Below are 19,509 nucleotides of genomic sequence, written 5' to 3'. Positions count from 1 at the left end.
GCAGCCCTGATCAACTGCGTCTGGCCACCGCCAAGCAACTGGAAGTGCGCCAACTGTCAGCGCGCCTCGAAGCGCTGGAGGGCGAGATCCGCAAACCGAAGGACGGTCTCGATTCCCACAGCCCGGCGATGAAAGTCGTACTGGAAACCGCCCGTCAGGTTGCTGGCACCGACGCCAACATTCTTATCCTCGGCGAGTCCGGCACCGGTAAAGGTGAACTGGCCCGAGCGATTCATGGCTGGAGCAAGCGCGAGAAGAAATCCTGCGTGACCATCAACTGCCCTTCGCTGACGGCGGAGTTGATGGAGAGTGAATTGTTCGGCCACAGTCGCGGTGCGTTTACCGGTGCCAGCGAGAGCACCTTGGGTCGAGTCAATCAGGCCGATGGCGGTACGCTGTTTCTTGACGAGATCGGCGATTTTCCGCTGACGTTGCAACCCAAGTTGCTGCGTTTCATCCAGGACAAGGAATATGAGCGGGTAGGGGATCCGGTCACCCGTCGCGCCGATGTGCGGATTCTGGCGGCAACCAACCTCAACCTCGAAGACATGGTCCGTGACGGGCGTTTCCGTGAAGACCTGCTCTATCGCCTGAATGTCATCACCCTGCACCTGCCGCCACTGCGCGAACGCGCCGAGGACATTTTGACGCTGGCGGACCGCTTCCTCGCTCGCTTCGTTAAAGAATACGCTCGTCCGGCACGGGGCTTCAGCGACGAGGCTCGCGAGGCGCTGCTGAGCTATCGCTGGCCGGGCAACATCCGTGAGCTGCGTAACGTGGTTGAACGGGCAAGCATCATCTGCCCGCAGGAGCGCGTGGACATCAGCCATCTCGGCATGGCCGAGCAACCGGCCAACAATGCACCAAGAGTCGGTGCGGCGTTGAGTCTCGACGAGTTGGAAAAGGCCCACATCGGTGCGGTCCTCGCCACCGCCGGCACGCTGGATCAAGCGGCGAAAACCCTCGGTATCGACGCCTCGACCCTGTATCGCAAGCGCAAGCAGTACAACCTGTGAGCGCCCGGCGATGAAACTGGCAATGAAGTTGCGGACCCGTTTGTTCTTGAGCATTTCCGCGCTGATCACCGTGGCCTTGCTCGGGCTGCTGCTCGGGCTGGTCAGCGTGATGCAGATGGCGGGAACGCAAGAAGCTTTGGTGCGCAGCAACTTCGTCACCCTGGATCTGGGCCTCAAATTACGGCAGACGCTGGGTGATCAGTTGATCATCATGCTGGCGGAAAAGCCTGACCCCGTAGCGTTCGAAGCGTCCAAACAGCATTATTTCCAGTTGCTTGATGAGGGCATTGCTCAAGAGCAGGAGGGGGATGGCCGGCAATACGGCTTCAGTCAGGCCAAAGCGGATTACCTGAGCTTTCTGGAAGCTTTCGATTTGTCCCGTGAACCGGCCGGTTCGATGAGCAGCAGCGCCGACTTCAGAGAGCGCTTCAATACGTTGCGCAACGGTCTGATTGCCGAGCACAAACACGCGCTGGACAACATCAACGCGGTGCAACACGACGCGCGCGACCGGGCATTGTTGATTGCCGGTCTGCTGGGGTTTGTCGGATTGGCGGTGTTGATCATCGGTTTCATCACCGCCCACGGGATTGCCAGGCGGTTCGGCGCGCCGATCGAGGCGTTGGCGCAAGCGGCTGACAATATCGGCCAAGGCAATTTTGAAGTGACCCTGCCGATTTCTTCGGCGATGGAAATGAACCAGCTGACCAAACGCTTCGGCCTGATGGCCGAGGCGCTTCGCGAGCACCAGGCGACCAACGTCGATGAATTGCTTGCCGGCCAGCAACGCTTGCAAGCGGTGCTCGACAGCATCGATGACGGCTTGCTGATGATTGACCGCCAGGGAAATCTGGAACACCTCAATCCGGTCGCTCAGCGCCAATTGGGTTGGGACGATGATCGCCTCGGCCAAGGCTTGGGCACTGCGCTGGAACGGCCGGAACTGGATGCTCAGCTGCAACTGGTCTTGCGCGGCGGCACGCTGGAGCGGGCGCCGGAAGACTTGAGTATTGAGGTCGACGGCGAATCGCGCCTGCTGACCTATAGCCTGACGCCGGTCAGTCACACGCAGGGGCATATCCTTGGCGCGGTAATGGTCTTGCACGACGTTACCGAGCAACGCGCCTTCGAGCGGGTGCGCAGTGAATTCGTCCTGCGCGCGTCCCATGAGCTGCGCACACCGGTCACCGGCATGCACATGGCGTTCGGCTTGTTCCGTGAGCGCGCGAAGTTTCCGGCGGAGTCCCGCGAGGCGGATCTGCTCGACACCGTCAACGAGGAAATGCAGCGACTGATGCAGTTGATCAATGACTTGCTCAACTTCTCGCGTTATCAGAATGGCTTGCAGAAACTCACCCTGGCGCCGTGCTCCATCGAAGACTTGCTGGAGCAGGCGCAACTGCGCTTCGCCGATTCGGCGGCAGCCAAGGGCATCGCCCTGAATGTCGAAGTACAGGGGCCGTTGCCGCGTTTGCAGGCCGACCAGGCGCAACTTGATCGCGTACTCGATAACCTGATCGACAATGCCCTGCGGCATACCGCCCGCGAGGGTCAGATTCGCCTGCAGGCACGCCGGCATGGCGAGCGGGTGATTATCAGCGTCGAAGACAACGGCGAAGGCATTGCCTACGGCCAGCAGGGACGAATCTTCGAGCCGTTCGTGCAGGTGGGGCGCAAGAAGGGCGGTGCCGGTCTGGGCTTGGCGCTGTGCAAGGAAATCGTCCAGCTGCATGGCGGACGCATGGGCGTTTACTCGCGGCCGGGGCAGGGCACGCAGTTTTATATGGCGCTCGCGGTTTAGGCTTCGTCGTCCATGCGCCGTCCGGCAAGGCGTCGGCCACGGGTGATCAGTTCGATGAACTGCACCGCGCTCAGGGCATGGGCGAACAGCCAGCCTTGACCGAACTTGACGCCTTCGCTGCTGAGCAGTTGGGCCTGTGATTCCAGCTCGATGCCTTCGGCAATGACCTTCAGATCCAGTGCCTGCGCCATATGAATGATGTGCGGGGCGACGCCGCTGCTCGCCGCATCGTGGCCGAGCGCATCAATAAAGGCTTTGTCGATTTTCAGGCAGTCGACCGGCAGGGTTTGCAGGTAGGCGAGGCTGCAATAGCCGGTGCCGAAATCATCGATCAACACCTGATGGCCAACATCACGCAAGGCTTGCAGGTTTTCCCGCGCCACCACCACATCAATCAAGCCGCGTTCGGTGACCTCGAAAGCTATCTGCCGCGCGGCCACGCGATGGAGCGTGAGCAGCCGCGCCATGACCTGGCCGATGCGCGGCACCATCACATCGCATGCTGCCAGGTTGACCGAGATATACAGCTGCGGATTGGCCCGCAGCACCGGACCGAGTTGTTCCAGCAAACGCTGGAGGACAAAGTCGGTCATCTGGCGAATTTGCCCGGTATTTTCCGCCATGGGGATGAACAGGTCCGGGCTGGTCAGTGTGCCGTCGGGGCGGCGCCAGCGCAGGAGCGCTTCGGCGCCGACGCAGTTGCGGCTGTCGAGGTCGAAGATCGGCTGATAGAGCACCTGCAGCTCGCCGCGCCGGATTGCACCGTGAAGCTCGGCGTCCAGTGACTGGCGCTGGCGCACCAGTAAAAACACAAAGAATCCTACGAATGCGCCGAGCAATAGACAGGCCGGAACCACCCACCACCAGATCGCAGGGATGTGCATGCCGCTGCGCGGCGTGATCAGCACCAGTTGATATTCCGGGTTGTCGGTGGGCATGCGGTAGATCAGCCGAGTCTGAGTGACCTGTAATGACTCGCGACTTTTCGGTGGCCAATGTTCGGTCGGTGGCCAGGTCTGCGCCGTGCCGAGGACCGGGATAGCCCGTGCGCCGTGATCGAGCACCACCAGCAGGCTGCTGCCGGGCGACAGATCGACCATGTCAGTCAGGTGCCCGCGTGAGGTGGCCACGCGGAAGTTGCCGCGCCCCAGCATCAGCGCTGCGCGGTTTTCATCCGGTTCAGTGGTGGTGTTCAGCCAGTAACTGTACGTCGGGCCTTTGATATCAGGCGCGCGGACCACTGACAGGCCTTCCTGGCGCGGGCGGTTAGAGCAGATCCGCGAGGCATCCATATAGGCCGCTTCGTAGACGAAGCGATAATTGAAGGTGACTTGTTGCAGCGTGGCGATCATTTCATCGTCACAACTGCGCAATGGCTGCGCCTCCAGGTCATCGAGGCTTTCGCGTAATTGGCCGAACAATTGTTCGAGGCGGGCGAGGAAACGCTCGCCTTGTGCGTTCATTTCCTGGCTTTCGTTTTGTTCGACCTGACGCATTGCCACGAACATACCGCCGGCTATCAGCAGGCAGGCACTGAGGACAGCCGCGATCATCGCCAAAAACCAGGGGCGATAAAACCAGCTACGCAGCGTCTCTCGGGTAGCAACCATCATGGAATATCCGAAGAATTACCAATGAGTTATAGCTGCTGATTGCAATTTCGCCCTGACCGTCGGGCGGGCGTCATTATTTTGTCTGATTGAGGACCAGCAACAGCGCGGCCGTTTGCGCATCCGGCGTGCCGTCGAAGCGTGAAGGCCGGAAGTGCATCTGGAACGCGGCCAGCACGTGCCGCGTCGCGACATCCAGTTCACCGGTCTGCGGTGTGTCGTAACCCAAATGCGCCAGTTGTGCCTGGAACCAGCTGATGCTTGGCAGTTCGCCGCTGTTGAACAGCATTTGCTGACGCGCAACCGCCTGTTCGTTCGGCCAGATGCCCAAGCCTTCAGCGGCGAGACGCTTCCAGGGGAACAGCGGCCCCGGATCGAGTTTGCGCAATGGCGCGATATCGCTGTGACCGATGATGTGGCGCGGGCTGATGCCGTTGCGTTTGCTGATGTCCTTGAGCAGGACGATCAGCGATTGGATCTGCGCCTCACTGTATGGATACCACAGGCGCCCGGTCGGCGTGTCCTTGAAGCCCGGATTGACGATTTCAATGCCGATGGAGCTTGAGTTGAGCCAGGTGCGGCCCTGCCATTGGCTTTCGCCGGCGTGCCAGGCACGCTGGTTTTCATCCATCAGCTTGTAAACGGTGCCGCCCTTGTCGTCGCCGATCAGATAATGGCTGCTGACCTCACCGTGGGTCAGCAATTGCAGCGAGCGCTCCAGCGAGGCCGACGTGTAATGGACGATCACGAACTGGATGCGGCTGTCGTAATTGGCCGAAGGATGGCGGGTGTCGTAATGCGGACTACTGGCACAACCGGCCAGAACGAGCAGCGACGCGAGGAGGGCAAAGAATTTCATGGCAGAGGGCAATACACGCAAGACAGTAATGCAACAGTGTAACGTACTGCCTTGCGTCTCGACGGTCAGCGGGCGGATTTAAACAAAATGGAACAATTTGCTCAGCCCAGCTCGACCCGATTGCGTCCTGCATTTTTTGCGCGGTAAAGCGCCTGATCGGCTCTTTTCAATACCAGATCACTGTGTTCTCCCGCGCGAAATGTCGTCAGTCCCATGGAAAGGGTGATCGTCACCCGCTCGCCTTTGAAGTGGAAAGGGCAGGCTTCGATCGCTGCGCGCAGGGTTTCCAACAGTTTGGCGCCGACTGCCGGCGGCGTTGCCGGCATCAACAGAACGAACTCTTCCCCGCCGAAACGGGCAATGAAGTCCGAGCCGCGCAGGCGTTTGCGCAACACGGTGGCAATGATCTTCAGCACCTTGTCGCCGGCCAAATGGCCGTAATTGTCGTTGATGCGTTTGAAGTGATCGAGGTCGAGCATGGCCAGGCTCAAGGTGTTGCCGTGCTGCTGCCATTGCTTGATTTCATGCTCGAGCCGTTCGCTCCACGCAGCGCGATTGGGCAGGCCCGTGAGGGGATCGATCAGAGCTTTCTGCCGCTGTTCTTCGAGGTGTTCGCGGAAACCCTGGGCTTCCTGCTCCATGTGCGCCACGCGCTCGGACAGGCCTTTGAGCCGCGCCGCCACTTCCTGCTCGCGGGCGTCGCGCTGCTTCTGATGCTGATCCATGGTGCCGAGCAGACCTTCGAGATGGTTTTCCAGCACTTGCTTGAGGTCATCCAGATCCGCTGCTTCCTGCACACTGGTCTGCAAGCCGTCGACTTGCTCGCGGATCTGCGTATCCATGGCTTTCGCCGCCGAGCTGTTGTCGGCATGGCCTTCGCTGGCGGCTTGCAGGTTGCTCTGGAACGCTTCGAGGCGTTCGTTGAGCTGTTGCAGGTAGGCTTCGAATTCGTGCTGGCCGCTGTCGGTGATCGCCAGCATCAACGTTGCAAGATCGTCGAGGATCGGGATCAGTTCGTACCAGTTCAAGCCGTGTTTGAGCCGTTCGCGCATGGCTTCGGCTTGCGGGCGGTGGCGCTCCGGCAGGGTCAGGTCGTCGAGGAGACCGATCAGGGTGTCTTCGATGTGCTTGGCCACCGAGCTGTAGGACGGCTCGGGGGAATCGGGCAGGGCGAAGAGAATGTCGTGCTCGGGCTGCTCCGGGTCGATGGCAGCCAGCGCCTGCGCAATCGGTTCAGGCAGCGGCAGGCTGTCGAGGATCAGTGGTGTCGGGTCGCCGGGGTGGGTCAGTTCATCAGGATTGATGGCGGCAGGCGCGATGTCAGTCTGAGCGGGAGCCGGGGCAAAAACAGGCTCAGGTTCGAAGCGTTCAGCCTGCGGTTCGAGCGCAGGGCTGATGACGTTGTTGACAACAGTCGGTGGCACAAAGGCAACTACTTCTGCCGGTTCCGGCTCCAATTGAGTCTGGGCGGCCGGCTTCGTTGTTTCGACAGGCGTAGGCGGGTCGATGGCGGGAGCTGCCGTCACGGTTTCAATCGCTGCGACTGGGGCAGGCTGTGCGGCCTCTGGCTCGGGTGCCGGTGGGGCAAGCGGTTGCAGTGGCGGCGAGGCTTGCAGCGGCGCGGGTGATTCCGTCGCTGGCACCTCTTCGCTGTCGCGGCTACCGAACAGCCGTTGCAGCAGACCCGGGCGACCCGGCTCTGCGGGCGTTTCCAGCTGACTCAACGCCTTACCCTGCAAGCCGCTGAGTTCACTCAGCAGCAATGGCATTTCTCGCGCCGACCCGACGCGACTATCCAGCTGTTTGGCGAACTTCTTCAGTGGCTGAGCGACTTCACGCGGCAGCGGCAACGCCTGCAACTGGGTAACGAGCGATGTCAGCGCGGTACTGACCTGATCGATGCGGGTCTCGCGGCGCTGCTCGGAATCGAGCACGGCTTTTTCCAGGCGCGGTAGCAGAGCGGCGAGGCCGGCGTCCATGTCGTCGGTACGCACCACATCGCGCATCTCTTTCATGCACTGATCAACAACCTTGTCGGTGCCCTCGGCAGCCAGCGTGCTGCGCACCAGACCACGACGCAGCAAATCGAGCCTGGCGGCCCAACGGCGTTCGAGCTTGTCCTGCTGTTCGATGCTTTTGAGGTACTTCTCTTTCCAGCGCTGGGCGTCGTCGCTCATTCAGGGGTTCCGCGAGGGGCAGGACTCATCGCGGGCAATGCATCGGCCGTGAGCGAACCCGGCAGACGAATCTCTACCGCGACCGGCAGGTGATCGGAAATCGGTTGGGCCAGCACTTCGACCTTTTCCAGGGTCAGGGTCGGGCTGAGCAAAATATGATCAAGGCAACGCTGAGGACGCCAGCTGGGGAATGTCGCTTCCACCTGCGGGGCCAGCAAACCGAGATCGCGTAACGGTGAATGTTGTAGCAGATCGCTGGCATGGGTGTTCATGTCACCCATCAGTATTTGATGTTTATAGCCGCCGATCAGCTCACGAATGTAGGCCAGTTGCAGGCTGCGCGTGCGCGCGCCAAGGGCCAGGTGCATCATCACCACCACCAGCGCTTCCGGGCCTTCGCCAAAACGCAGCAGGATCGCGCCGCGACCTTTCGGGCCAGGCAGCGGGTGATCTTCAATTGCCGACGGTTTCAGGCGACTGAGCACGCCATTGCTGTGCTGGGCCAGTCGACCGAGGTTGCGATTGAGTTGTTGGTACCAGTAGGGGAAGGCGCCGAGATGGGCCAGGTGTTCGACTTGATTGACGTAGCCTGAACGCAGGCTGCCGCCATCGGCTTCCTGCAGGGCGACCAGATCGAAGTCGCCAAGCAGGTCGCCGATTTTTTGCAGATTGCCTGAGCGGCCGTTGTGCGGCAGCAGGTGCTGCCAGCTACGGGTCAGGTAATGCCGATAGCGCTCGGTGCTGATGCCGACCTGGATATTGAAACTGAGCAGACGCAGACGCTGGTCTGCGGGCAGGCCCGTGGACTCCAGGTGATGCTCGTTGACCTGCGGATCATGCAGGCCAACGATGCGTTCAGACTTCCAGCGGCGCATGGCGGTTGCCGCGCTTAGTTGGCAGCAGCCTTGGTTGCCGCTCGCTCTTTGGCGACCAGTTGGTCAGCCAGTTGCAGCGCTTGCTCGGCACCACCGGCAGAGCCGATATCGAAGCGGTATTTACCGTTGACGATCATGGTTGGAACGCCGGTGATTTCATACTTCTTGGCCAGTTCGCGAGCTTTCACGATCTGACCTTTGATGGCGAACGAGTCGAAGGTGGCGAGGAACTTGTCCTTGTCCACGCCCTGGGTGGCGAGGAAGTCGGCCATGTCGTTCTTGTCGGTCAGCTTCTTGTGTTCTTTCTGGATCGCGTTGAACACGGCGTTGTGAACCTTGTGCTCGACACCCATGGCTTCCAGGGTCAGGAACATCTGGCCGTGAGCGTCCCATGGGCCGCCGAACATGGCCGGGATGCGCACGAAGTTGACGTCGGACGGCAGTTTTTCAACCCATGGGTTGATCACCGGCTCAAAGGCGTAGCAGTGCGGGCAGCCGTACCAGAACAGCTCGACCACTTCGATCTTGCCAGGCTCTGCAACCGGTACCGGGTTGGCCAGCTCGACGTAAGGGGCGGCTGGGGCTTCGGCGGCTTGAGCGGTCACGCCGAACAGGCTGGCAGCGACGAGAGCGGCGCTGATGATCAGATTACGCATGCTTTACTCCTGGACAATTTGGGTCGCCTCGCGCGACCTGTTTTCAGACAGATCCTGGCGGGCATGAGTTCTGTAGTGTAACGGCAGCGGCCACAAAAAAGGGCGGCCAAAGCCACCCTTTTTATACTTGCTGCGACGGATTAATCGAGCGTTAACGTTGCGCGAGATCTATCGCTGCCAAATGCTCTTAGTGCAGGCCTTGAATGTAGCTGGAGACCGCAGCGATGTCTTCGTCGCTCAGGCGCTTGGCGATGGTCTGCATGGTCATGGTGTCGCCATCGTTGGTACGGCCGCCTTCTTCCTTGCGGAAATCAGTCAGCTGCTTGGCGATGTATTGAGCGTGTTGGCCACCCAGGTGCGGGAAGCCGGCAGCGGCGTTGCCGGCGCCGTTCGGCGAGTGGCAACCGGTGCAGGCTGGCAGGCCCTTGGCGAGGTTGCCGCCACGGAACAAGGCTTCACCGCGAGCGACGATCTTCGGATCGGCGGCGCCGACGCTGCCTTTCTGGCTGGCGAAGTAGGCAGCGATGTCGGCCAGGTCCTGATCGCTCAGGTTGGTCAGCAATCCGGTCATTTCCAGCACGGTGCGCTTGCCCGACTTGATGTCGTGCAGTTGCTTGGTCAGGTAGCGTTCACCTTGACCGGCCAGTTTTGGAAAATTTGGCGCCATGCTGTTCCCGTCCGGGCCATGGCAGGCTCCGCAAACGGCGGCTTTTGCCTGGCCCGCTGCGGCATCACCGGCAGCATGGGCGAAGCCTGAGATTCCCACGGTCAACAGCAGACTCACGATCAATTTGTTCATCAGCTAATCCAACTACGGCTAAGGGTTAAGTTATGGACCGGGTTTACTCGCTCATCCAAAGGATGATGGCTTGGTAATCCTCGGCACTGCAGTCCATGCACAAACCACGCGGCGGCATCGCCTTGAAACCCTGGGTCACGTGTTGCACCAGCGTCTCCATACCTTTCGCCAACCTCGGCGTCCAAGCTTCCTGATCGCCTCTTTCGGGCGCCATGGGTAGTTGGCCGGAATGACAGGCACCACAAACACGGTTGTACACAGCTTCCGGATCCTGTGTAGCCTGTGCGCTGTAAAGCGGCATCAAGACTCCGGCAGCCAGCAGCCATTTCGTCATAAAACGACCTTTTCAGGGTTGAGAGCGTTCTGCGTTCTAATGCGCAATCAAAGTCTGTCGCTCTCGTGAACTTCATCCTTCGCTGGGACAAAGCACACACAAAATCTGCGGCATTATATACTGGCGTCACTGAAACGGAAGCGACACCGCGTTCCGCGCCCAATCCCGGCGCCGCCCACATCGGAAATCCCATGCAACTCAAGAATCCCATCCTCGGCCTGTGCCAACAGTCCACGTTCATGCTCAGTGCCGCCAAAGTCGATCAATGCCCTGACGACGAAGGCTTCGAAGTGGCGTTTGCCGGTCGTTCCAACGCCGGCAAATCCAGCGCACTGAACACCCTGACTCACGCCAGCCTGGCGCGCACCTCGAAAACGCCGGGTCGCACACAGCTGTTGAACTTCTTCAAGCTAGACGAAGATCGCCGTCTGGTCGACCTGCCGGGCTACGGTTATGCAAAAGTACCGATCCCGCTGAAGATGCACTGGCAGCGTCACCTTGAGGCTTACCTCGGTGGCCGCGAGAGTTTGAAGGGTTTGATTTTGATGATGGACATCCGTCATCCAATGACCGACTTCGACCTGCTGATGCTCGACTGGGCCGTTGCGGCCGGCATGCCGATGCACATCCTGCTGACCAAGGCCGACAAGCTGACCTACGGCGCAGCCAAGAACACCCTACTCAAGGTGCAGTCGGAAATTCGTAAGGGGTGGGGTGATCTGGTCACCATCCAGCTTTTCTCCGCACCAAAACGCATGGGCCTGGAAGAGGCCTACACTGTATTGGCAGGCTGGATGGAACTGGCAGACAAAGGCGCCGAGGCGGCTGAGTAAACAGGGATTAGAAAATTGGCTGTGGTGGGCGCAGGCAAGGCGAAAGCACAGTGAAAAGCGGCCGGGGTCGCGCTCGACTTTAGGGTACCTAAATGAGCATTTTTAGCTGTGCTTTCAACGCAGTCTGAGCGTGCTACAGCCGATTTTTGGGCAAAAAAAGCCCCGGATTTCATTGGGGAGGGAGAAATTCCGGGGTTTAAGTTCCGAACCGCTAGGGCGGGGTTCAGATATCTGCCAACACTTAACACAACATAGGAGCATCGAAGGGCTTCACCAGCCATTCAGTATCTCTGAGTGGTGTCCTTCCAGATTAGTTCAGATTTTTTTCAAAAAGCTTTGGAATAACCCCAAGCGCTTTTCGAAATAAGCAGGTTTTACCGGCGTTGCCACGACAACAGGTCGCGGCAAACCGTGTTCAAAAGGCTCAGTGAGCCTCATCCCAATTATTGCCCACGCCCACTTCAACCAGCAGCGGCACGTCCAGTTTCGCCGCTTCGCTCATGTGCACGCGAATTTCGGCACTGACCTGCTCGACCAGATCCTCGCGAACCTCCAGCACCAGTTCATCGTGCACCTGCAGGATGACTTTGGCGTCCAGCCCGGACGTCGCCAGCCAGTTATCCACCGCGACCATGGCTTTCTTGATGATGTCGGCAGCCGTGCCCTGCATCGGCGCGTTGATCGCCGTGCGCTCGGCGGCAGCGCGTTCCTGTGGCTTGTTCGAATTGATTTCCGGCAGGTACAGGCGACGACCGAAGAAGGTTTCGACATAACCCTGATCCGCCGCCTGCGCGCGGGTGCGATCCATGTATTCGCGAACCCCCGGATAGCGGGCGAAGTAGGTGTCGATGTAGGCCTTGGCGGTCTTGGTGTCGACGCCGATGTCCTTGCCGAGCTTCTGCGCGCCCATGCCGTAGATCAGGCCGAAGTTGATCGCCTTGGCGCCGCGGCGCTGGTCGGAAGTCACCTCGTTGAGTTCGACCTTGAACACTTCGGCAGCGGTGGCGGTGTGCACGTCCAGATTGTTGCGGAAGGCGTTCATCAGGCCTTCATCCTTGGACAGGTGCGCCATGATCCGCAGTTCGATTTGCGAATAGTCCGCCGCCAGCAGTTTGTAGCCCTTTGGCGCTACAAACGCCTGACGGATGCGTCGACCTTCAGCGGTGCGCACCGGGATGTTCTGCAGGTTCGGATCGCTGGAAGACAAGCGCCCGGTCGACGCCACGGCCTGGTGATACGAGGTGTGAATACGCCCGGTGCGCGGGTTGATCTGCTCCGGCAGGCGATCGGTGTAAGTGCTTTTCAGCTTGCTCATCGAGCGGTGCTCCATCAGCACCTTCGGCAAGCGGTGATCGTCTTCAGCAAGTTTCGCCAGCACTTCTTCAGCAGTGGACGGCTGACCTTTGGCGGTCTTCTTCAGCACTGGCAGGCCGAGTTTCTCGTAGAGAATCACGCCCAGTTGCTTCGGCGACCCAAGGTTGAATTCTTCCCCGGCGATTTCGAAGGCTTCGCGCTCCAGCGCAACCATTTTGTTGCCCAGCTCGATGCTCTGGATGCCGAGCAGCTCAGCGTCGACAAACGCGCCTTGGCGTTCGATGCGCGCCAGCACCGGCACCAACGGAATCTCGATGTCGGTCAGCACGCTGGCCAGGCTCGGGATGGCGCTGAGCTTTTCAAACAAAGTCTGGTGCAGACGCAGGGTGATGTCGGCGTCTTCGGCGGCGTACGGCCCGGCCTGCTCCAGCGCGATCTGGTCGAAGGTCAGCTGCTTGGCGCCTTTGCCGGCGATGTCCTGGAAGCTCACGGTGGTGTGATCCAGGTACTTCTGCGCGAGGCTGTCCATGTCGTGGCGGGTGGCGGTGGAGTTGAGCACGTAAGACTCAAGCATCGTGTCGAACGCGATGCCGCGCACGTTGATGCCTTGGTTCTGGTCGCCGCCGATGGCGCAGTTGGCCAGGATGTTCATGTCGAACTTGGCGTGCTGGCCGACCTTGAGCTTGCTCGGGTCTTCCAGAATCGGCTTGAGTGCACGCAGTACGGTGTCGCGATCCAGCTGTTCCGGCACGCCGATGTAGGAGTGGGTCAGCGGGATGTACGCGGCTTCGTTGGCCTGCACGGCGAACGACAGACCGACCAGTTGCGCCTGCTGCGCGTCGATGCCGGTGGTTTCGGTATCGAAGGCGAACAGTTTGGCGTTGTTGAGTTTTTCCAGCCAGACGTCGAAGCGCGCCTGATCTAGGATGGTTTCGTAAGCGGCTTCAGCAGGAGCGGCAGGCGCTTCTTCTGCTGGTGTGCTGAACAGATCACCAGCCGGCACAGGCTCGGTGGCCGCGCTCAATTCCAGACGTTTGGCGTCGCGATCCAGATCGTTGATCCAGCTTTTGAATTCCAGCAGCGAGTACAGCTCGTAGAGCTTGGCCGGATCTTCCGCGCCCATTTGCAGATCGTCGAGCTCGACGTCCAGTGGCACATCGACCTTGATGGTCGCCAGTTGATAGGAGAGGAACGCCATCTCCTTGTGCTCTTCGAGCTTGGCCGGCAGGGTTTTCGCGCCGCGAATCGGCAGGGTCGGGACGATGTCGAGATTGGCGTACAGCTCGGTGAGGCCGCCGTTGACCCCGACCAACAGGCCGGACGCAGTTTTCGGGCCGATGCCCGGAACGCCCGGAATGTTGTCGGACGAATCGCCCATCAGCGCCAGATAATCGATGATCTGCTCGGGTGCGACGCCGAATTTCTCCTTCACGCCTTCCACATCCATCGAACTACCGGACATGGTGTTGACCAAGGTAATGTGGCCATCGACCAGTTGCGCCATGTCCTTGTCGCCGGTGGAGATCACCACCGGACGATCTGCCGCCGCGCTGCTGCGGGCGAGGGTGCCGATGACGTCGTCGGCCTCGACGCCTTCCACGCACAGCAGCGGGAAACCAAGAGCGATCACGCTCTGGTGCAGCGGCTCGATCTGCACGCGCATGTCGTCGGGCATGCTTGGGCGGTTGGCTTTGTATTCGGCGTACATTTCATCGCGAAATGTCCCGCCCTTGGCGTCGAACACCACGGCGAACGGGCTGTCCGGGTACTGCTTGCGCAGACTCTTGAGCATGTTCAGCACGCCTTTGACCGCACCGGTCGGCAGGCCTTTGGAGGTGGTCAGTGGTGGCAGCGCGTGAAAGGCGCGGTACAGGTAAGACGAACCGTCCACCAGGACGAGGGGGGCTTGGCTCATGAGCAGGATCAACCTTTTCGGCGGGTCCGGCGCTAGAATAGCGGGACCGTTGACGACAAAGGGACAAGGTTATCATGCGTACGTTAAATCGCTTGCTGCTGGTCGGTCTGATTGCTGCCTCACCGTTGGCCGCGATGGCGGCGGATGATGCGTCGTCAAAGGAGCCGGAAGTTACCATTAACACGCACACGGAAGGCGACAAGGTCATCCAGGAATACAGTCGCAGTGGCTTCGTCTACGCGATCAAGGTCACGCCGAAGGGTGGCAAACCGTATTTCCTGGTGCGCGCCGATGGTACGGACGCGAACTACATTCGCTCCGACCAGCCGGATATGCTGATTCCGTCGTGGGAAATCTTTACCTGGAAGTAAGTTTCCCGACTTTTAATCGGCGCCACGCGGTCGTGGCGCCTGAACTGAGCAGTTTTTAACCATGTCTGTGTTCACTCCCCTGGCTCGGCCCGAGCTGGAAACCTTTCTCGCCCCTTACGGGCTTGGCCGTCTGCTTGATTTCCAGGGGATCGCCGCCGGCAGCGAAAACACCAACTTCTTTATCAGCCTGGAGCAGGGCGAATTTGTCCTGACTCTGGTTGAACGCGGCCCGGTGCAGGAGATGCCGTTCTTCATCGACCTGCTCGACGTGCTCCACGAAGCCGATTTGCCAGTGCCGTACGCGTTGCGCACCACTGACGGCGTGGCGTTGCGTGAGCTGAAAGGCAAGCCGGCACTGCTGCAGCCGCGCCTTTCCGGCAAGCACATCAAGGTCGCCAATGCCCAGCATTGCGTGCAGGTCGGCGAATTGCAGGCGCATCTGCACTTGGCGACGCAGGGCGAGCGCATGATCAAGCGCAAGACCGATCGTGGCCTGGACTGGATGCTGGAAGAGGGCACAGAGTTTCTCTCGCACCTGAGCGATGAGCCGCGTGCCTTGCTGCAAAAGGCGCTGGACGAGATCACCGAGCGCAAAGAGAAGATTCTCGCGCTGCCTCGGGCGAATATTCATGCCGACCTGTTCCGCGATAACGCGATGTTTGAAGGCACGCACCTGACCGGGCTGATCGACTTCTACAACGCCTGCTCGGGGCCGATGCTGTATGACGTGGCGATTGCCTTGAATGACTGGTGTTCGGACGAGGACGGTCTGATTGATGGCCCGCGTGCTCGCGCATTCCTTGGCGCTTATGCGGCGCTGCGACCATTTACGGCGGCGGAGGCTGAGTTGTGGCCGACCATGCTGCGTGTGGCCTGTGTGCGGTTCTGGTTGTCGCGGTTGATCGCGGCGGAGCAGTTTGCCGGGCAGGATGTGTTGATTCACGATCCGCAGGAGTTTGAACAGCGCTTGGCGCAGCGGCAGCAGGTTCACACACCTTTGCCTTTCGCGCTTTAAGATCAAAAGATCGTCCGAACGCGGCCCGAGCCTTCGGCAGCTCCTACATGGGATTGGTGTACATCCTGTAGCTGCCGAAGGCTGCGATCTTTTTTTAGGGGGGCTACAGAGATTCCAGGCACCCGGCCAGATCGTTACCCAGCTTCTCCAACACCTGCTCATAGCCCTGAGCCGTCGCCGGGGTGTACCCGCCCAACGCATCCAGCTCAGCCAGTTTCACCGGCAGGCCAGCCACCAGCGTCTCCGCCAGACGCGGACGCAACGGCGGCTCGCTGAATACACAGGTCTTGCCCACTTCCTGCAAGCGCTTGCGCATCGCCGCGACATGCTGCGCGCCTGGCTGCACTTCCGCAGCCACGCTGAACACGCCGGTGTGCTTCAGGCCATAAGCCTCTTCAAAGTAATCAAACGCCTCGTGGAAGACGAAGTAAGGCTTGCCTTCAACGCTGGCCAGACGCTTTTTCAAACGCTGATCCAATGCATCCAGACGCTCATCAAACGCCTTGGCATTGCTCTGATAACGCTCGGCGTTGGCCGGATCTGCGGCGCTGAGGTCAGCGGCCATCTTGTCGGCGATCACCCGCGCATTGACTGGCGACAACCACAAATGCGCATCCAGCGTGCCCGGACGATGATCGTGATCATGCTCGTCGGCCTCTTCGGCGTGGGAGTGGCTGTCTTCAGCAAAACGACGCAGTTTCATCCCCGGCAAATCCTGCACCGCGACGCTCGGCAGCGTACGACCGTTCAGCACGCGCGGCAGGAAACCTTCCATGTCCGGGCCGATCCAGTACAGCAGATCCACCGATTGCACCTTCCGTACGTCGGATGGGCGCAGCGCGTAATTGTGTGGCGAGGCACCCGGCGGCAACAGCACTTCGGGAATCGCCACACCGTCCTGTACGGCCGCTGCAATCAGCTGCAACGGCTTGATGCTGGTGAGGACTTTGACCTCGGCCTGAGCCGAACCGATCAGCAGAAAACTGGCGACAAAAGCCACAAAAACAGAAAAAAGTCGGGACACGATGACCACTCAAGGAGGCGAGAACGGGTAACATAATAACGTCTCTATCAAAACTCGTCGCCGCCCATGCCTATTACACCGATTGCCAGCCGTCCCCACGACCACTCTCATTGCGTGCACAGCGCTTTGTCCGAGGCCGATACCTTGTGCGCCCAGAAAGGCTTGCGCCTGACCGCGTTGCGCCGCCGGGTGCTGGAATTGGTGTGGCAAAGCCACAAGCCGCTGGGCGCCTACGACATTCTTGCCGTGCTGAGCGAGCAGGACGGCCGCCGCGCCGCGCCGCCGACCGTGTACCGCGCGCTGGATTTCCTGCTGGAAAACGGCCTGGTGCACCGCATCTCCTCGCTCAACGCGTTCGTTGGCTGCGTGCACCCGGAACACGCGCATCAGGGCCAGTTCCTGATTTGCCGCGATTGCCACGCTGCCATCGAACTTGAGCAAAAAGTGATCAGCGACGCGATCATCAACAGCGCCAAGGACGTTGGTTTCATCGTCGAAGCGCAGACCGTCGAAGTCGTCGGCCTGTGCTCCGGTTGCCAGGGGGCTTGATGAGCAATGCGCTGATCCGTCTGGAGCAGGTCGCCGTCACATTTGCCGGGCAGACCGTGCTGGACAACATCGAGCTGAGCGTCGAGCCGGGGCAGATCGTCACCCTGATCGGCCCCAACGGTGCCGGCAAGACCACGCTGGTGCGTGCCGTGCTTGGCCTGTTGAAACCGGACAGCGGCAGCGTCTGGCGCAAGCCGAAACTGCGTGTCGGCTATATGCCGCAAAAACTTCACGTCGATCCGACCTTGCCGCTGTCGGTGCTGCGCTTTCTGCGGCTGGTGCCGGGCGTTGACCGTCCGCGTGCGCTGGCGGCATTGAAAGAAGTCGGCGCCGAACACGTCATCGACAGCCCGGTGCAAAGCGTTTCCGGCGGTGAAATGCAGCGTGTGCTGCTGGCTCGGGCGCTGCTGCGCGAACCGGAATTGCTGGTACTCGATGAGCCGGTGCAAGGCGTCGACGTCGCCGGGCAAGCCGAGTTGTACAGCCTGATCACCCGTCTGCGCGACCGCCATGGCTGCGGCGTGTTGATGGTGTCCCACGATTTGCATCTGGTGATGAGCACCACCGATCAGGTGGTCTGCCTCAACCGTCACGTCTGCTGCTCCGGGCATCCCGAGCAGGTCAGCGGCGATCCGGCGTTCGTCGAACTGTTCGGCAAGAACGCGCAGAGCCTGGCGGTCTATCACCACCATCACGACCACGCGCATGACCTGCACGGTTCGGTGGTCAAAGGGCCGGTTATTGGCCAACCTCACGTTCACGGAGACAACTGCAAGCATGGCTGATTTTCTGTTGTATGCCCTGCTTGCAGGTCTGGCGCTGGCGATCGTTGCAGGTCCGTTGGGTTCGTTTGTGGTCTGGCGGCGCATGGCCTATTTCGGCGACACCTTGTCCCACGCCGCACTGCTCGGCGTGGCGCTGGGCTTTCTGCTGGATGTCAGCCCTACCGTTGCGGTGACCGTAGGCTGTCTGTTGCTGGCGGTGCTGCTGGTCACGCTGCAACAGCGCCAACCGCTGGCGTCCGACACGCTGTTGGGAATTCTCGCACCGAGCACGCTCTCTCTCGGCCTGGTGGTACTAAGCTTCATGCATGAAGTGCGGATCGACCTGATGGCCTATCTGTTCGGCGACCTGCTGGCGATCAGCCCGACCGATCTGGCATGGATCCTCGGCGGCAGCGCGGCGGTGCTGGTGTTGCTGGTGACACTGTGGCGGCCATTGCTGGCGATTACCGTGCACGAAGAGTTGGCCAAGGTCGAAGGCCTGCCGGTCGCCGGTCTGCGCATGGCACTGATGTTGTTGATTGCGGTGGTGATCGCGGTGGCGATGAAAATCGTCGGGGTGTTGCTGATTACCTCGCTGTTGATCATCCCGGCGGCTGCGGCACAGCGTCACGCCCGTTCACCGGAACAGATGGCACTGGGCGCGAGCCTGCTGGGCATGCTCGCCGTGTGTGGCGGGCTGGCGCTGTCGTGGTTCAAGGACACCCCGGCCGGGCCGTCAATCGTTGTGACGGCGGCCGCACTGTTTCTGCTGAGTTTTGTTCTGCCCCGTCGTGGGGTGTAGACTTGGCCGCTTTTTGCGCAAATAGAGAGTCGCAGGAATGAAGCCGTTCGCCTCCCGTTATCTGCTCCTTGTCGCATTTTCAGTGCTGCTGGGCGCCTGCCAAAGCACGCCGCCGGTGGCCGAAGTCCCCGATGCGCGGGCTACGGCCATCGCACAGCTGGAGCAAAGCCTGGCCAGCAGCGAACTGGCCACTGCCGAAGACCAGTTGGCCGCTTTGCAGAAAGAAACCCCCAACGATCAATCCCTTGAGCAATACCAGCGGCAGCTGGCCGAAGCGTATCTGCGTCGCAGCCAGATCGTGCTGCAGAAGGGTGATGTGAATGCCGCCGCCACAGCGTTGAGCCGTGCCCGTGCGTTGATGCCGAAGGCCCCGGCGCTGACCGGTGGCGTGAATGGCGCCATCACTGAAGCGCGCAAGGCTGAGCTGGAAAAGGCTGAAGCCGCGCTGCTGGCCGCCGAAGCCAAGCCGAAAGCCAAGGTGATCGATCCGACCGCCGAGAGCACTACGGTTGCATTGAATATCACCGATAGCCGCAAACTTCGCCGACAACTGGATGCGATCGCCGCTGATGTGGTGAATTATGAGTGTGGGGTGACCATTCAGGCGCCACGCACCAATGACTATCCGTGGTTGGCGACGTTGCTGAGCAAGCGGGTGAAGAAACTGAACCCGGATTTTGATCTGAAGATTGAGAAGCAGATCGTGCGTACCGTGCCGGCGCAGATGGTTTTGAGCCCGCGTAAACCCTAAAAAGCTTCGCGAGCAAGCTCGCTCCCACATTTGATCTCGGTCTG

General features: G+C 60.4%; 18 protein-coding genes. 9 read left to right on the top strand and 9 right to left on the bottom strand.

Annotated elements, in window-relative coordinates; all coding sequences use genetic code 11:
* The coding region (locus tag ACWR1S_RS21200; protein ID WP_454564845.1) for a sigma-54 interaction domain-containing protein at positions 1 to 1,016 on the top strand (1,016 nt) is incomplete at its 5' end.
* A gap of 10 nt (positions 1,017 to 1,026) precedes the next feature.
* Positions 1,027 to 2,817, top strand: a complete 1,791-nt coding sequence (locus tag ACWR1S_RS21195; RefSeq protein WP_454564844.1) for a KinB sensor domain-containing domain — start codon at positions 1,027 to 1,029, stop codon at positions 2,815 to 2,817.
* Here ACWR1S_RS21195 and ACWR1S_RS21190 read toward each other — a convergent pair.
* From ACWR1S_RS21190 to ACWR1S_RS21160, 7 genes are all read right to left on the bottom strand, one after another.
* The gene (locus ACWR1S_RS21190; RefSeq protein ID WP_454564847.1) at positions 2,814 to 4,427 is read right to left on the bottom strand and encodes an EAL domain-containing protein; all 1,614 of its coding nucleotides are present in this window, start codon (positions 4,425 to 4,427) and stop codon (positions 2,814 to 2,816) included. The two genes, ACWR1S_RS21195 and ACWR1S_RS21190, sit on opposite strands and share 4 nt — an antisense overlap.
* A 76-nt stretch (positions 4,428 to 4,503) precedes the next feature.
* The gene (locus tag ACWR1S_RS21185) at positions 4,504 to 5,286 is read right to left on the bottom strand and encodes an N-acetylmuramoyl-L-alanine amidase (RefSeq protein ID WP_454564843.1); all 783 of its coding nucleotides are present in this window, start codon (positions 5,284 to 5,286) and stop codon (positions 4,504 to 4,506) included.
* 101 nt (positions 5,287 to 5,387) lie between these two features.
* Positions 5,388 to 7,463 carry a diguanylate cyclase gene (locus tag ACWR1S_RS21180; protein ID WP_454564842.1) on the bottom strand — a complete coding sequence of 692 codons (2,076 nt, stop codon included), beginning with the start codon at positions 7,461 to 7,463 and terminating at the stop codon, positions 5,388 to 5,390.
* A complete protein-coding gene (locus tag ACWR1S_RS21175) occupies positions 7,460 to 8,338 on the bottom strand; it encodes an endonuclease/exonuclease/phosphatase family protein (RefSeq protein ID WP_454564841.1) in 879 nt (292 codons plus the stop codon). The genes ACWR1S_RS21180 and ACWR1S_RS21175 overlap by 4 nt, the downstream gene beginning before the upstream one ends.
* Positions 8,339 to 8,352: 14 nt before the next feature.
* Entirely contained in the window at positions 8,353 to 8,994 is a 642-nt protein-coding gene (locus ACWR1S_RS21170; protein ID WP_077575197.1) for a thiol:disulfide interchange protein DsbA/DsbL, read from the bottom strand.
* A 187-nt stretch (positions 8,995 to 9,181) separates the two neighbouring features.
* On the bottom strand, positions 9,182 to 9,793 hold the full coding sequence (locus ACWR1S_RS21165; protein WP_008081240.1) for a c-type cytochrome: 612 nt from the start codon (positions 9,791 to 9,793) through the stop codon (positions 9,182 to 9,184).
* Between the two features lie 43 nt (positions 9,794 to 9,836).
* Positions 9,837 to 10,127, bottom strand: a complete 291-nt coding sequence (locus ACWR1S_RS21160) for a c-type cytochrome (RefSeq protein ID WP_034152239.1) — start codon at positions 10,125 to 10,127, stop codon at positions 9,837 to 9,839.
* Between the two features lie 191 nt (positions 10,128 to 10,318).
* Between ACWR1S_RS21160 and yihA the strand changes: the two genes are divergently transcribed.
* Positions 10,319 to 10,960: a ribosome biogenesis GTP-binding protein YihA/YsxC gene (gene yihA, locus ACWR1S_RS21155; RefSeq protein WP_007911767.1), complete on the top strand. Its 642-nt coding sequence runs from the start codon at positions 10,319 to 10,321 to the stop codon at positions 10,958 to 10,960.
* 424 nt (positions 10,961 to 11,384) lie between these two features.
* Here the strand turns inward: yihA and polA are convergent, their stop codons facing one another.
* Positions 11,385 to 14,189: a DNA polymerase I gene (gene polA / locus ACWR1S_RS21150; RefSeq protein WP_454564840.1), complete on the bottom strand. Its 2,805-nt coding sequence runs from the start codon at positions 14,187 to 14,189 to the stop codon at positions 11,385 to 11,387.
* 74 nt (positions 14,190 to 14,263) lie between these two features.
* On the opposite strand from polA, the gene ACWR1S_RS21145 reads away from it, so the two are divergent.
* Both ACWR1S_RS21145 and ACWR1S_RS21140 read left to right on the top strand, forming a co-directional pair.
* A complete protein-coding gene (locus ACWR1S_RS21145; protein WP_137218422.1) occupies positions 14,264 to 14,560 on the top strand; it encodes a DUF2782 domain-containing protein in 297 nt (98 codons plus the stop codon).
* Between the two features lie 61 nt (positions 14,561 to 14,621).
* Positions 14,622 to 15,575, top strand: coding sequence for a homoserine kinase (locus tag ACWR1S_RS21140; protein ID WP_454564839.1), 954 nt, complete (start codon positions 14,622 to 14,624; stop codon positions 15,573 to 15,575).
* Between the two features lie 103 nt (positions 15,576 to 15,678).
* Here ACWR1S_RS21140 and ACWR1S_RS21135 read toward each other — a convergent pair whose 3' ends face one another.
* Positions 15,679 to 16,599 (bottom strand): zinc ABC transporter substrate-binding protein, encoded by a 921-nt coding sequence (locus ACWR1S_RS21135; protein ID WP_449122503.1) that lies wholly within the window; start codon positions 16,597 to 16,599, stop codon positions 15,679 to 15,681.
* 66 nt (positions 16,600 to 16,665) lie between these two features.
* Between ACWR1S_RS21135 and ACWR1S_RS21130 the strand changes: the two genes are divergently transcribed.
* Genes ACWR1S_RS21130 through ACWR1S_RS21115 form a run of 4 tightly spaced genes read left to right on the top strand, consistent with a single transcriptional unit; the run spans position 16,666 to position 19,465 of the window.
* A complete protein-coding gene (locus ACWR1S_RS21130) occupies positions 16,666 to 17,148 on the top strand; it encodes a Fur family transcriptional regulator (RefSeq protein ID WP_007911760.1) in 483 nt (160 codons plus the stop codon).
* On the top strand, positions 17,148 to 17,933 hold the full coding sequence (gene znuC, locus ACWR1S_RS21125) for a zinc ABC transporter ATP-binding protein ZnuC (RefSeq protein ID WP_008081224.1): 786 nt from the start codon (positions 17,148 to 17,150) through the stop codon (positions 17,931 to 17,933). The genes ACWR1S_RS21130 and znuC overlap by 1 nt, the downstream gene beginning before the upstream one ends.
* On the top strand, positions 17,926 to 18,714 hold the full coding sequence (gene znuB, locus ACWR1S_RS21120; protein ID WP_007911758.1) for a zinc ABC transporter permease subunit ZnuB: 789 nt from the start codon (positions 17,926 to 17,928) through the stop codon (positions 18,712 to 18,714). The genes znuC and znuB overlap by 8 nt, the downstream gene beginning before the upstream one ends.
* 37 nt (positions 18,715 to 18,751) lie before the next feature.
* Positions 18,752 to 19,465, top strand: a complete 714-nt coding sequence (locus ACWR1S_RS21115) for a PA5502 family lipoprotein (protein WP_454564838.1) — start codon at positions 18,752 to 18,754, stop codon at positions 19,463 to 19,465.
* Positions 19,466 to 19,509: the final 44 nt, after the last annotated feature.

This window comes from Pseudomonas sp. AIG, from assembly GCF_977020205.1.
Note: the sequence above shows the minus strand (reverse complement) of the source record. Positions and strands in the feature narration are given on the sequence as shown.

Bases quoted from the DNA above. Each gene is read 5' to 3' on its own strand.
- ACWR1S_RS21160 (WP_034152239.1), bottom strand. From the start codon at position 10,127: ATGACGAAATGGCTGCTGGCTGCCGGAGTCTTGATGCCGCTTTACAGC.
- ACWR1S_RS21195 (WP_454564844.1), top strand. From the start codon at position 1,027: ATGAAACTGGCAATGAAGTTGCGGACCCGTTTGTTCTTGAGCATTTCC.
- ACWR1S_RS21170 (WP_077575197.1), bottom strand. From the start codon at position 8,994: ATGCGTAATCTGATCATCAGCGCCGCTCTCGTCGCTGCCAGCCTGTTC.
- ACWR1S_RS21190 (WP_454564847.1), bottom strand. From the start codon at position 4,427: ATGGTTGCTACCCGAGAGACGCTGCGTAGCTGGTTTTATCGCCCCTGG.
- ACWR1S_RS21115 (WP_454564838.1), top strand. From the start codon at position 18,752: ATGAAGCCGTTCGCCTCCCGTTATCTGCTCCTTGTCGCATTTTCAGTG.
- yihA (WP_007911767.1), top strand. From the start codon at position 10,319: ATGCAACTCAAGAATCCCATCCTCGGCCTGTGCCAACAGTCCACGTTC.
- ACWR1S_RS21180 (WP_454564842.1), bottom strand. From the start codon at position 7,463: ATGAGCGACGACGCCCAGCGCTGGAAAGAGAAGTACCTCAAAAGCATC.
- ACWR1S_RS21175 (WP_454564841.1), bottom strand. From the start codon at position 8,338: ATGCGCCGCTGGAAGTCTGAACGCATCGTTGGCCTGCATGATCCGCAG.
- ACWR1S_RS21185 (WP_454564843.1), bottom strand. From the start codon at position 5,286: ATGAAATTCTTTGCCCTCCTCGCGTCGCTGCTCGTTCTGGCCGGTTGT.
- ACWR1S_RS21130 (WP_007911760.1), top strand. From the start codon at position 16,666: ATGCCTATTACACCGATTGCCAGCCGTCCCCACGACCACTCTCATTGC.
- znuB (WP_007911758.1), top strand. From the start codon at position 17,926: ATGGCTGATTTTCTGTTGTATGCCCTGCTTGCAGGTCTGGCGCTGGCG.
- znuC (WP_008081224.1), top strand. From the start codon at position 17,148: ATGAGCAATGCGCTGATCCGTCTGGAGCAGGTCGCCGTCACATTTGCC.
- ACWR1S_RS21165 (WP_008081240.1), bottom strand. From the start codon at position 9,793: ATGAACAAATTGATCGTGAGTCTGCTGTTGACCGTGGGAATCTCAGGC.
- ACWR1S_RS21145 (WP_137218422.1), top strand. From the start codon at position 14,264: ATGCGTACGTTAAATCGCTTGCTGCTGGTCGGTCTGATTGCTGCCTCA.
- ACWR1S_RS21140 (WP_454564839.1), top strand. From the start codon at position 14,622: ATGTCTGTGTTCACTCCCCTGGCTCGGCCCGAGCTGGAAACCTTTCTC.
- polA (WP_454564840.1), bottom strand. From the start codon at position 14,189: ATGAGCCAAGCCCCCCTCGTCCTGGTGGACGGTTCGTCTTACCTGTAC.